The organism is Mycolicibacterium komossense (genome assembly GCF_025822605.1).
Classification (GTDB): Bacteria; Actinomycetota; Actinomycetes; order Mycobacteriales; family Mycobacteriaceae; genus Mycobacterium; species Mycobacterium komossense.
This window is the reverse complement of record NZ_JACKTY010000029.1, coordinates 546,634-559,140: the sequence shown is the minus strand read 5'-3', so window position 1 is coordinate 559,140 and position 12,507 is coordinate 546,634. Positions and strand designations below refer to the sequence as shown.

Below are 12,507 nucleotides of genomic sequence, written 5' to 3'. Positions count from 1 at the left end.
TGCTATGGATGCGCATTTTCACTGGCCGTCCACCCGCTGACCAACGCCGCCGCGTTGTCTATTCATCCACTCGCGTCAGTCAGGGAGTCGTCGGATCTAGCGGTATGCGGACGGTGGCAAGCAACGAGCGGTGGTCCGAGCCGGGCATCTCTACCGTCTTAATGGAAGCCGCTGCAGCGTTACGGGTGAGCACATGGTCAATGGTGATCAGAGGTGGAAACCATTCATTGGAGGGGAACGTCGGCGTAAACCCCGCACCGGTTTGGTCGACCGCGTCGCGATAGCCGTTGGTCGCAAGATCGCGAAACTGGCGCATGTCGGGTGTGCTGTTGAAATCACCGGCGACGATCACTGCGCCGGGGTCAGTGTCCGAGGCGAAGTCGGTCAATTCCTGTTTCGTTCCATCGATGCCGAATTGCCATGCGGCAAAAGAGTTTTGGTCCGATGCCACGGGGGACATGATATGGATACTTGCGATCAGCGGGTCGAACCTCACCCCGGGGACGTCGAGGCGAGCCGCGGCAATACCGGTGTTCCTGTGTTTTGGGAGCCGCACTTCGGTCACGGGGAAACGACTCCACAAGCCGAAACCCGCGGCACCCTTTTCGGGAATGAGAACCGAGTACGGAAAAGTGTCGTCCATTCCAGCGTGTGCGAATGCTCTGACCGCTGCTGGAGTCAACTCCGAGACGGTGACGACATCGGCGCCTTGTTTCGCTAGGGCGACGAAGACGGACGCGTCCGCTTGTCCCTTGCGGAGGTTCGATGAGAGCACCCGGATGTCGATGTGCTGGCCGACGTCAACCGGATTGCTCAGGTAATACCACGAAAACTGGACCGCCAGCGTGGCTATGACCACCGAGGCCGCGACAACCGCTAACAGGACGCGACGGCATCGAATCGCCAGCGCGAGAGCAACCAGCGCTGCCAGGGGCACATACGGTGATCCGACCGCGACCACCAGTCCGAGAAGGTTTGACAGCGGACGCGCCCGCACAACGACTGCTATCACCGAATACGCCAGCACGGCCACTGTCATTGCCGTCGCCAATGAGCGCCGAACGTTGATACGCCGCGATAGTTGCGCGCGGTGGGCCTGCATTGCAGGGCAGATTAGCAGCTAAGAGCCGCTCTCACGCACCAGCGCACGCGTCATTTGGATGGCCTCACGCCCACGGTGATCAGCACGCCGTTCTCAGAAGTTGGCGGTGCACATTCCTTCGTTGCGGGCACAGAATGGGGCGCACGGCGCGTACTCGGCCTGCTCGGGCTCGGAGCACCATTCGGCGGACTTGAGCAGCTCGTTCTGATGCTGGCCCACCGGGCTGGTGATGGAGTTGCCCGGAGATCCCGCAGATGCGAGCAAGTCATTGCAGTTCAAGTTGATCAAGAAGATGTATCGCTGCCGGTTTCCGGCACTGTCGAGGGCGCTGGACTTCTGCCAGGAGGAGACCAGACAGTCATCAGTGGCCAGCCGACTGCCCACGACGGTGGAGATCTTCGGTGTCCCGTTCCAACTCGCGACCGCCGAGGAGGCCTCCGCATAGGTCTTTCCGATGAGGGGATCGCCGGCTGCAGAGGAGAGTCCGCCAGCCGAGGCCAGCAGGGCCAATGCTGAAGCGAACACTCCAGCGATGCGGACGGTGAAGCTCATCGGGACCTCCGGTCTTGACAACTATTGACGTCGTACAGCATGCGATACGCGCGTAGTAACTACTCCGACAATCGCCGAACTTTGTTAACCACAGACGGCCTCACCCTTCCATGCGAGCGACGACAAGTCACCACCTAGGTTGCCTTTGGGCACGTCAGCGACGACGATTTCCCGCGCCGCGGAACGCCGCCAATCCATCACAACATTGGGCTAGACCTGGCCAATTTGGCACACTGCAACTATGACTCCGACCAAACACCGCGAGGCGGCCAAGCTGGATCGGGTGCCGTTGCCGATCGAGGCGGCTCGCGTCGGCGTGACGGGTTGGCAACTCACCCGCACCAGCGCACGCTTTCTCAGCAAGCTGACCAAACCGGGATCACTGCAAGGCAAGTTCATCCACGAGATCCCCAAGACCTTCGCCGACCTGGGCCCGACCTACGTGAAGTTCGGCCAGATCATTGCGTCCAGCCCAGGCGCTTTCGGCGAGCCGATGTCCCGGGAGTTCCGCAGTTTGCTCGACTCGGTACCGCCGGCGGACCCCGAAGAAGTGCACAAACTGTTCAAACAGGAGCTCGGCGACGAGCCGTCGAAATTGTTCAAGAGCTTCGACGCCACACCCATCGCCTCGGCATCCATCGCGCAGGTCCATTTCGCGACGCTGCACAGCGGCGAAGAGGTTGTCGTGAAGATTCAGCGCCCGGGTATCCGCCGCCGGATCGCCGCCGACCTGCAGATCCTCAAGCGGTTCGCCCAAATGGTGGAGCTGGCCAAGCTGGGCCGCCGGCTGTCCGCCCAGGATGTGGTGGCCGATTTCAGCGACAACCTCGCCGAGGAGCTCGACTTCCGCCTGGAAGCCCAGTCGATGGACGCGTGGATTTCGCATCTGCAGGGGTCAACGCTGGGTAAGAACATCCGGGTCCCCCAGGTGCACTGGAACTTCACCACCGAGCGAGTGCTGACGATGGAGCGCGTCACCGGCGTGCGCATCGACGACGTCGCGGCCATCCGCAAGGCTGGTTTCGATGGCACCGAGCTGGTCAAGGCACTGTTGTTCAGCGTTTTCGAGGGTGGCCTGAAGCACGGCCTGTTCCACGGAGACCTGCACGCGGGCAATCTCCTGGTCGACGATCAGGGACGCATCGTCTTCCTGGACTTCGGCATCATGGGCCGCATCGACCCGCGGACCCGCTGGCTGTTGCGCGAGTTGGTGTATGCGCTGTTGGTGAAGAAGGACCACGCCGCCGCGGGCAAGATCGTCGTCCTGATGGGTGCTGTGGGCACCACCAAGCCCGAGCAGGAAGCAGCCAAGGATCTCGAGGCTTTCGCCACCCCATTGACATTGTCGACGCTGGGAGACATGTCCTATGCCGACATCGGCAGGCAGCTCTCGACGCTGGCCGACGCCTACGACGTGAAGCTTCCGCGCGAGCTGGTGTTGATCGGCAAGCAGTTCCTCTATGTCGAGCGCTATATGAAGCTGCTGGCGCCGCGCTGGCAGATGATGTCGGACCCTCAGTTGATGGGCTACTTCGCCAACTTCATGGTGGATGTCAGCCGCGAGCATCAAGACGAGACCAAAAAGAACGAACTAGAGGTCTAGAGGCATATCGGTGGACGTGAGAGGCGGTTACGCGAAGTCGGGTGACCTCGACATCTACTACGAGGAGATGGGCGAACGCTCGGATCCGGCGGTTCTGTTGATCATGGGCCTCGGGGCGCAACTTCTGTTGTGGCGCAAGGGTTTCTGCGAGAAGCTGGTCAATCGGGGTTATCGCGTCATCCGTTTCGACAACCGCGATGTCGGGTTGTCCAGCAAGCTGGACGGACTGCGGGCACCCGGCTCCCAGTACCCGCGCATGCTGCGGTCCTTTCTCGGTATTCGCAGTACGGCGGTGTACACCCTGGAGGACATGGCCGACGACGCCGCGGCGGTGCTCGACCAGCTGGACATCGACCGCGCGCACGTCGTCGGCGCCTCGATGGGTGGGATGATCGCCCAGGTCTTCGCGGCTCGGCACGCCCCACGGACACTTTCGCTGGCCGTGATCTTCTCCAGCAACAACCAGTCGGCTCTGCCACCGCCGGCGCCGCGCGCGTTATTCTCCGTGATCAAGGGGCCGCCGCCGGGTTCACCGCGCGAAGCGATCATCGACAACGCGGTCCGAGTCACCCGGGTCATCGGCAGCCCCGCTTATCCCGCGCCCGAGGAGCAGATCCGCGCCGAGGCTGCGGAAGGTTACGACCGCAGCTATTACCCCGTGGGTATCGCCCGGCAGTTCGGCGCGATCATGGGCAGCGGCAGCCTGCGACGCTACGACCGGCAGATCACCGTTCCCACCGTGGTCATCCACGGTCTGGCGGACAAATTGATGCGGCCCCACGGCGGTCGCGCGATCGCGACATCGATCCGTCACGCCCGCTTCGTGCTGTTCCCCGGGATGGGCCATGAACTGCCTGAACCACTGTGGGACCAGGTCGTCGGCGAACTCGACGTAACCTTCTCCGAGGGCCGGGCCAGGTCCTCTGACGTGCTAGATTCGGCTGGTTGAGTGCTGATCAGCTAGCATTCTGGCGACATGCATCAGGGGTGGATCACTGCTGCGTTTCGGGGAACGCTTCGTCCGCCTCTGAACCAATCAGGAAGGCGTGACCCGCCATGCCCAAAGAACTAAAGCCCCATTTCGAAGACGTCCAGGCCCATTACGACCTCTCTGACGAGTTCTTTGCCCTCTTCCTCGATCCCTCCCAGACGTACAGCTGCGCATACTTCGAGCGCGACGACATGACTCTGGAAGAAGCGCAGCTGGCCAAGATCGACCTGGCGTTGGGCAAGCTGGGTCTGCAGCCCGGCATGACCCTGCTCGACGTGGGATGCGGCTGGGGTGCCACTATGCGCCGCGCAGTGGAGAAATACGACGTCAACGTCATCGGACTGACGCTGTCCAAGAACCAGGCAGCCCATGTCCAGGAGAAGTTCGACGAGATGGACAGCCCCCGCACCAAGCGGGTGTTACTGGAGGGCTGGGAGCAATTCGACGAGCCCGTCGACCGGATTGTGTCGATCGGAGCGTTCGAGCACTTCGGGCACGACCGTTACCAGGATTTCTTCAAGATGGCCTACGGCGCGTTGCCTGATGACGGCGTGATGCTGCTGCACACGATCATCGGATTCAACCCGGTGCACGCCAAGGAACTCGGTATTCCACTGACATTCGAGCTGGCGCGGTTCGTCAAATTCATCATGACCGAGATCTTCCCGGGCGGACGACTCCCGTCGATTCCGATGGTGGAGGAGCGCGCCGCCGAGGGTGGGTTCACACTGACCCGGACGCAGCACCTGCAGCCGCATTACGCGCGGACCCTCGATACCTGGTCCGCCGCCCTGGAAGCCCATAAGGACGAGGCCATCGAGATCCAGTCCGAAGAGGTCTACGAGCGTTATATGAAGTATCTGACCGGCTGCGCGAAGATGTTCCGCCAGGGACAGGTCGACGTTTGCCAGTTCACGCTGGAGAAGCAGAAGTAGGTTTGATCCCCGCGTCGTCGGGCATCCACGAGGTTCCGGCGGGCTAGCATCGACGCAACGCGGTGTATGGCGTTCGTCACAGGCACGCCGCATACGGGCTGGGAAGTACCAGGAAAGGCAATACACGCAGATGGCTGATAAACCATCCACAACCGCCGAGATGCGACCGCATTTCGAGGACATTCAGGCGCATTACGACCTGTCGGACGACTTTTTCGGGGTATTTCAGGATCCGACGCGCAAGTACAGCTGCGCGTACTTCACTCATCCGGAAGCAACGCTGTCTGAGGCGCAGATCGCCAATGTGGATCAGCATCTGGACCTGCTAGACCTCAAGCCAGGCATGACGTTGCTGGAGGTCGGCTGCGGCTGGGGCCTAACGTTGCAGCGCGCCATGGAGAAGTACGACGTCAACGTGATCGGCTTGACCCTGTCCAAGAACCAGCAGGCCTACTGCAACCAGCTGCTCGGCGGCCTCGACAGTGACCGGACCTTCGACGTCCGTCTGGAGGGCTGGGAGCAGTTCCACCAGCCGGTCGACCGCATCGTGTCGATCGAGGCCTTCGAGCACTTCGGCTTCGAGCGCTACGACGATTTCTTCAGGACCTGTTACGACATCCTGCCCGACGACGGCCGGATGACGATTCAGAGCAGCGTCAGCTACCACCCCGATAACCTGCAGGCCCGTGGCAAGAAGTTGACGTTCCAGATGGCCCGGTTCATCAAGTTCATGATCACGGAAATCTTCCCCGGCGGTCGTATCCCCAGCACCGACATGATGGTGGCCCACGGCGAGAAGGCCGGCTTCGTCGTCCCGGAACCGCTGTCGCTGCGTAACCACTACATCAAGACGCTGGGCATCTGGGCCGCTCGGCTGGAAAACCATAAGGACGAGGCGATCGCGGCGGCCGGTGTAGAGAACTACGACCGCTACATGAAGTACTTGACCGGCTGCCAGTTCTACTTCGTGGACGAGTCGATCGACGTGAGCCTGGTGACGTACCTGAAGCCGGGGGCTGCGGCTTAGATTTAGCGCTCACGACGGACCCCCGCTCCCAGAGCGGGGGTTTTGTTTTCGGTATGGCCAAGGCCCCCAAGTGCCGGTGGATTCTCAGCGGCGGGACTGCACGTGACAGTGGATCGCGAGATCCTCAGCGCCTGGCGGTCGTCATCGCCGCACAGCGATGGGTCGGGAATCTGAGCCGGCCCTCTCAAGCAAAACCGGGGCGAGAGACAACCGGCAGCATCGTCGGACTTTACTTACCTCTGGTAACCGATGTTCTAACTCCTCGCCAAAGCCGGTTGGCAGCCGGAACCGCTGATGCCGATATGGCGATGCAGACACCATCTGATTTAGATACCTGACGTGACCAAACCGTAGCAACGAAAGGCTGCTGGCAAATATCTGCTCTAGCGTGCAGTGCGCAGGTGTCCGCTGTCTCCGGCTGATGATTGCCAGCAACTCGCCAGGCGCGGCTGTCGCGGCGAGAGCGCGCTGCGGCCAACGTCCGGTTACCGAAGGGCAAAGCGCCTGGCAACGCCACCGTTTCGTGTTGACAAGACCTGTGCAGTCTGAGATTCTTTCCTCAATTCACAGGGGAATTTCAGCAACACAGACAGCAACTGCACACATATCTAGCCCACCAAAGGGGGGGACAATGTCCACCATTGCCACCAAATTTTCTGCAGCTAAGCTCCAGCTAGGTACGGCAGCTGTCGCGACGGTCTTGGCCGCTGCAACGCTGACGCCGGCCGTCGCCGAGGCTGCGCCGTCGGTCAGCTTCGCTCCGATCAGCCAGGCGCTGGGAAGTACGGTCGAGGATTGGATCGTTCCGGTCAACTCGGCCACGCCGGGCGACGTCTCGTCCGCAGTCGGCGATGATTTCGCCGCCTTCGCGGTCGACCCCATCACGGGAATCGTCAAGTTCTTTGCGAACATTGTCTACCAAACGCTGTCGTTTATCGGTAACACGATCGTCGCAGTCGCCAACGGTGTTGCGCGGTTCTTCCAGGTCGGTCCTTACGCCGTCTAGTAACTAGCTAGCTGGTAGTTCCGTCCGACGCGAGACCGTCTGTTGCTAGTCCGTACGGCGCGATTCGTCATATGACGAATCGCGCCGTTTCGGATTTTGCACCGTTGTGGATGGCCGTTTGTTGAGGCAGTCCACACCCGAGCACGGGAAACTTTGACTTGAGTATTTTCTCTCGACGACCGTTCAGGGATGATCCGAACGGCGACGATGATGATCTGACCGAACATGACAACGATGGGGAGCCGCACTGGCTCAGTCGCCGGACTGCCGCCTGGGCGACGCTCGCCGTGCTGGCTGTGGTCGTGGCTTTCGGTTGCTGGCTCGGTTTCAAGGCGCAGGCCGCTAAAGCGAGTCTTGAAGAGGCGCGGCATAGCGCGCAACAGGCCAAAGACGCACTGCTGCAAGGAAAGCCGAGCGATGCATCCCGCTTTGCGGCAGATGCGCAGTTTCATGCGCAGGCAGCCCGAGACACAACCCACTCCCTGTCTTGGAGTATCGCCTCCTCCGTACCGTGGTTGGGCAGTCCTTTCGAGACCAGCCAACAGATAGCGGACGTAGTGCTGGGCCTTGCGACAAAGGTGTTGAAACCTGCGGCAGACGCCGGCGCGACCGTGGCACCCGATCAGCTCCTCGCCAACGGACGGTTGGATGTTCAGGCGCTGCGCAAGGAAGAGCCAGTGCTCACCAAGTTGGCGACGGACGCCGAAAGCCTCGACGTCCAGGCGAAGTCAATCTCTGATCCCGCGTACCTCTCGGTGATCGGTGAAGCGCGGACTCAGGTTCAGAATCAGACCGCCAACATCGCGGCGTTACTGAGAAATACTTCTCTAGCGGCGCGCGTCGCTCCGTCCATGCTGGGAGCCGACGGACCGCGCACCTACTTCATGGGATTCCAAACCAACGCTGAAGCTCGCGGCACTGGTGGGCTGCTCGGTGGATGGGGCATTCTGCGTTTCGATAATGGCAAGGCGACCGTAGATACTTTGGGGCCGAATACCACCTTTGGTAAGGCGTTCTCCCCGCTTGATCTTGGTCCTGAATTTGCCCAGCAGTACGGATTCACCAATCCCACGATCGATATCCGGAACAGTAACCAAAGTTCACACTTTCCTTATGCGGCCCAGATTTGGAAATCTATGTGGGCGCAGGAATCCGGCCAGAATGTCGATGGGGTCATCGCTATCGATCCAGTAGCTCTGAGCTATCTGCTCGAAGCGACGGGGCCAGTCACCATGCCAGACGGTGAAACGATCACTAAAGATAATGTCATCGAATTGACAGAGTCGACTATCTACACCCGCTTTCCTGATGATCAAGCGGCCCGCAAGCAATATCTCCAAGAAATTGCCACTCAAGTCGTTCGGAAAATCACCGGACCAGTGCAGTCCCCGAGAAAGCTGCTCGATGCACTGGGTAAGGCCGTCAGTGAACGTCGTATCTCCGTGTGGAGTTCGGTGCCGGCCGACCAAGCAGTGCTCGAACAGACGCCGCTGGCTCACATAATTCCCGATGATCCAGCACCATATGCCGAGGTCATAATCAACAATCTTGGCGGTAACAAGATGGATTATTACCTCGATCGCCAGATCGAATATGTTGCTGACGGCTGTGATGGCGATACGCGAATGTCAACCGTGACAGTTCGGCTGACGAATACAGTGCAGGATGTAGCGAGTCTGCCGGAATATGTCGCGGGAAAGCTTGGATTTACATCGAAGTCAGCGCTCGATGTTCCGCGGGGAACCATGTTGACATCGGTTCGGCTTCTTACAACTACAGGCACGAACCTGATAAGCGCTCTCTCGAACGGGAAGAGGGTACCTGCCTTTCAGGAGATGGAACGCGGGCACCCCAGTTTTGTGGTGCAGGTATCGATACCTCCCGGGAAATCCGGTGAATTGACCTTCCGACTTTCGGAGCCGACAGCGCCAGGCGCAGCAAGGGTTCCGGTGCAACCGTTAGTTGACGCCGTGACGCCCAAGGTGGCTGTTCCTCAATGCCCGTAATGAGCCAAGACGCCTTATACTTTCCACATACGGAAGCACGAACTTTAGTTTGCTGCTGGACCGGATTGCATGCCCAAACGGATTTCAGATTTTGTCGAGCCCGCAGACTTCTTCACTGTCGGATGGGCCATGGCTGTAAGCATTAGCGGTAAGGGGTGGCGTTGAATCTTCAGGACCTCACAAAGGTGATCCGTGTTCGGTGGATCACGGTGTGCGTGATAACACTCGTTTCTGTACTCGGTGCAGTCGTAATTACTCTGCTGACGACGCCACTGTACGAAGCATCTACGAGGCTTTATGTATCGACGTCGGCTGGGTCATCGGCAAACGAGTTGTATCAAGGCAATCGGCTCTCACAAGAGCGAGTACTTTCGTACACCGAGCTTCTTATGGGTGAAACTATTGCTCAACGAACCATCGACAAGCTGGGCCTGGACATGACGGCTCAGGACCTCCTTACGAACATCAAGGCGACGGCAAAGCCCGATACGGTCCTTATAGATGTGAAGGTTCAGGACGAGTCGCCTGTCCGGGCACGCGATATTGCTAACGCATTGTCCGATGAGTTCGTCGTAATGGCGCGCGAATTGGAAACTCCGGAGAGTGGCGCACGGCCGGACACTCGCGTAATCGTCGAGCAGCGTGCGGCGATCCCGGACGGTCCCGTGGTTCCGAAACCCGGGCGGAACATTGCGATAGGCGTTGCAATTGGATTACTGCTGGGCATTGGTGTTGCGGTTCTACGCGATGTACTCGACAACACGGTAAAGACCCGGGAGACCTTGGAAGAGATCACCGGAGCCGGAGTCATCGGCAGTATTCCGCTCGACAAAGAACGTAGAAAACATGCGGCAATATCTTTCGAGACCGATAACTCGGGCATCGCCGAAGCATTCCGAAAGCTCAGAACTAATCTGCAGTTCCTGGCGGTCGACAACCCGCCGCGCGTTATTGTTATAACCAGCTCCACACCTGCTGAAGGCAAGTCCACAACTTCGATCAACGTAGCGCTAGCGCTGGCTGAGGCTGAGCACAACGTAGTGCTCATCGATGGCGATATGCGCCGTCCTTCCTTGCATAAATACCTTGACTTGGTTGGGTCGGTAGGGTTCAGCACGGTTCTCAGTGGCGCAGCATCGCTTGACGAGTCGCTGCAGAAGACGATTTTTCCAGGATTGACTGTTCTCACTGCGGGTACAGTGCCGCCGAATCCAAGTGAGCTGCTCGGCTCACAGGCAGCCAAGAATATGTTGGCAGAACTGCGGGAACAATTCGACTACGTCATCGTGGATTCGTCTCCGCTGCTGGCAGTCACGGATGCCGCGATACTGGCAGCCAATTCCGACGGCGTGCTTGTCATATCGCGATTCGGACAGACCAAGCGCGATCAACTCGCACATGCGGTTGGGAATCTCGAAGATGTCGGCGCGTCTGTACTTGGCGCGGTCTTCACCATGTTGCCTACGCGCGGAAGTACGTCCTACAGCTACAGCTACTACGGCGAAGACAGCGACCTGCGACCTTCGCAGAAGTCGTCCGCTAAAGACGCCGCAAAGTCCAGCGGGTCTTGATATCCGAAAGGCTCTCGAGATCGAGAGTCAGGGGTGAGCGCTCAGTAGGACAGCTGCCGAACGTGGTGTCCGGAATTGTGTTGTCGTAGTGCTCGCATGACACTGCGGGGCCGTCACTGGATCTAGGTTCGTCCGGGTTCGACGAGGGGTCTAACCCGCCGAGGTGCGCAGCATGTTGCGCATGCGGGCCATCGATCTGGAATCGTGTCCGCTTTGGTCCAACACCAGCCGTCGTTTGCGGTCCCGTCGCGTCATCTGGATACCGCTTCCCGGTGGGGGGCGTTTTGCGACAAGCCTTAGGGCCCACCGATCCGCAGGGGGCCAGTTTTCAGAAACCGGTGACGCCGCCATCCTTGTAGGAATCGGGCTCTTCACAATCTGAGGGGTAGGTGCGACCTGAACCCGCCGGTCTCGAGTAAGGATCGGGCGATGTAGTTAGTGAGGTTGCGGAAGCCGAGGGCGGATCCGGGGAGGTGTCCGAGGCAACCTTGATGGCTTCGGTGGAACCGACAGACGTACCGGGCCGGTCGAAGTAGGCCAAGATGTCGGCGGCACGATGTCGGCGGCACGCTCGATCAGCGTCCGGCCGAGGATGATGAGTTCGGTAAGGGCTTCGGGCATCCCCGGTGCTGATGGACTCGATCAGCTTGACCATCAGCTCGCGACCCCGGGAGCGGTCGGGGTCACGGTAGGCCGCGATCATGCGTTGGTAGATGCCCCAGGTCGCCTCGACTTCGGCGTGCCGGTCGTCCTTGAAGAGGCCGTTGAGCTTGGCCTGCTGCTTGTCGGTGAGCAACCCAGTGCCGGTATGCAACGTCCGGCGGGCAGAATATAGCGGGTAGTCCTTGAACCCGCGGTGTCCGTGGATCGCCATCTGCACCCGCCGGCGGCAGCGGTCCGGCCACATCGCCGGCCAGGCGGACCACATGGAACGTGTCCATCACCGCGATCGCGCCGGGGAGTTCCTCAGCCGTGGCGGTCTTGAACCCGGTGAAGGTGTCCATCGCCACAACCTCAACACTTGTCGCGCCACGCGGCGGAACGCTCGGCCAACCAAGTCTTGAATACGCGCTTCGAGCGGCCTTCGACCATGACCAGAAGCCGGGCTCGGCCGGTGCCAGCACGTACTGCGGTGAGGTCGATGATCACGGTGACGTACTCGTCGCCGCGTCGGGTGTGACGCCACACGTGTTCGTCGACGCCGATCGTGGTGATGCCATTGAACCGACTCGGTTCGTCGATGAGGACGCGTTTGCCCTCGGCCAGGACGGCGTCGTTGGCGGTGTTCCACGCGACCCCGAGCCCTTCCGGCGGCACGGGCGACGGTGAGATGCTGGACCACGTTGGCTTCCAACGCCCACCGCAGCCCACGGCGCGACAGTTTCGCCCGCGGCTCAGCCGCGCGGCTAATGTCCTGGCGCCATCCGTGGCCGCACCCGATGCAGCGATAGCGGCCGATCGTGACCACCAGCGTGGTCGGGCGCCAGCCAAACGGCTCGTGCGCCAGCGACCGGGCCACGGTGTCCCGCACTCTGCCCTCGCACCCGCAGCGACGGCACCACGCATCTGATCCATCGCCCGGGTCGACAACGCGACAGGCCAGCACCGCGCGGTCGCGTCCGAGATGTTGGCCGGTAACCACGAGGCCGAGCTCCTCGACGAGGCAGAACGCGCTTAGATCAGGACCGGAGAAGCCCACATCAGACACGTCGCG

At 60.5% G+C, this 12,507-nt stretch carries 9 protein-coding genes and 1 pseudogene; 7 read left to right on the top strand and 3 right to left on the bottom strand.

What is annotated here, in order from left to right; translation table 11 throughout:
- Window positions 1-79: 79 nt before the first annotated feature.
- Both H7J73_RS16125 and H7J73_RS16120 read right to left on the bottom strand, forming a co-directional pair.
- Entirely contained in the window at window positions 80-1,102 is a 1,023-nt protein-coding gene (locus H7J73_RS16125) for an endonuclease/exonuclease/phosphatase family protein (RefSeq protein ID WP_264068454.1), read from the bottom strand.
- A 93-nt stretch (window positions 1,103-1,195) separates the two neighbouring features.
- Window positions 1,196-1,654, bottom strand: a complete 459-nt coding sequence (locus H7J73_RS16120; RefSeq protein WP_264068453.1) for a hypothetical protein — start codon at window positions 1,652-1,654, stop codon at window positions 1,196-1,198.
- 241 nt (window positions 1,655-1,895) lie between these two features.
- Between H7J73_RS16120 and H7J73_RS16115 the strand changes: the two genes are divergently transcribed.
- The 7 genes from H7J73_RS16115 (at window position 1,896) to H7J73_RS16085 (ending at window position 10,793) form a co-directional block, all read left to right on the top strand.
- Window positions 1,896-3,257: an ABC1 kinase family protein gene (locus tag H7J73_RS16115; protein WP_264068452.1), complete on the top strand. Its 1,362-nt coding sequence runs from the start codon at window positions 1,896-1,898 to the stop codon at window positions 3,255-3,257.
- A gap of 10 nt (window positions 3,258-3,267) precedes the next feature.
- On the top strand, window positions 3,268-4,206 hold the full coding sequence (locus H7J73_RS16110) for an alpha/beta fold hydrolase (protein ID WP_264068451.1): 939 nt from the start codon (window positions 3,268-3,270) through the stop codon (window positions 4,204-4,206).
- Between the two features lie 107 nt (window positions 4,207-4,313).
- Entirely contained in the window at window positions 4,314-5,183 is an 870-nt protein-coding gene (locus H7J73_RS16105; protein ID WP_264068450.1) for a cyclopropane mycolic acid synthase family methyltransferase, read from the top strand.
- A 130-nt stretch (window positions 5,184-5,313) separates the two neighbouring features.
- Window positions 5,314-6,210: a cyclopropane mycolic acid synthase family methyltransferase gene (locus H7J73_RS16100; protein ID WP_264068449.1), complete on the top strand. Its 897-nt coding sequence runs from the start codon at window positions 5,314-5,316 to the stop codon at window positions 6,208-6,210.
- 631 nt (window positions 6,211-6,841) lie between these two features.
- Window positions 6,842-7,216 carry a hypothetical protein gene (locus tag H7J73_RS16095; protein WP_264068448.1) on the top strand — a complete coding sequence of 125 codons (375 nt, stop codon included), beginning with the start codon at window positions 6,842-6,844 and terminating at the stop codon, window positions 7,214-7,216.
- 158 nt (window positions 7,217-7,374) lie between these two features.
- Window positions 7,375-9,222 (top strand): DUF4012 domain-containing protein, encoded by a 1,848-nt coding sequence (locus tag H7J73_RS16090; protein WP_264068447.1) that lies wholly within the window; start codon window positions 7,375-7,377, stop codon window positions 9,220-9,222.
- 161 nt (window positions 9,223-9,383) lie between these two features.
- Window positions 9,384-10,793: a tyrosine-protein kinase domain-containing protein gene (locus H7J73_RS16085; RefSeq protein ID WP_264068556.1), complete on the top strand. Its 1,410-nt coding sequence runs from the start codon at window positions 9,384-9,386 to the stop codon at window positions 10,791-10,793.
- Window positions 10,794-11,164: 371 nt separating this feature from the next.
- Here the strand turns inward: H7J73_RS16085 and H7J73_RS16080 are convergent.
- A pseudogene (locus tag H7J73_RS16080) lies at window positions 11,165-12,501 on the bottom strand (ISL3 family transposase).
- Window positions 12,502-12,507: the final 6 nt, after the last annotated feature.

Excerpts from the sequence above, each read along its gene's own strand:
- H7J73_RS16125 (WP_264068454.1), bottom strand. The coding sequence starts at position 1,102 with ATGCAGGCCCACCGCGCGCAACTATCGCGGCGTATCAACGTTCGGCGC.
- H7J73_RS16120 (WP_264068453.1), bottom strand. The coding sequence starts at position 1,654 with ATGAGCTTCACCGTCCGCATCGCTGGAGTGTTCGCTTCAGCATTGGCC.
- H7J73_RS16115 (WP_264068452.1), top strand. The coding sequence starts at position 1,896 with ATGACTCCGACCAAACACCGCGAGGCGGCCAAGCTGGATCGGGTGCCG.
- H7J73_RS16105 (WP_264068450.1), top strand. The coding sequence starts at position 4,314 with ATGCCCAAAGAACTAAAGCCCCATTTCGAAGACGTCCAGGCCCATTAC.
- H7J73_RS16100 (WP_264068449.1), top strand. The coding sequence starts at position 5,314 with ATGGCTGATAAACCATCCACAACCGCCGAGATGCGACCGCATTTCGAG.
- H7J73_RS16095 (WP_264068448.1), top strand. The coding sequence starts at position 6,842 with ATGTCCACCATTGCCACCAAATTTTCTGCAGCTAAGCTCCAGCTAGGT.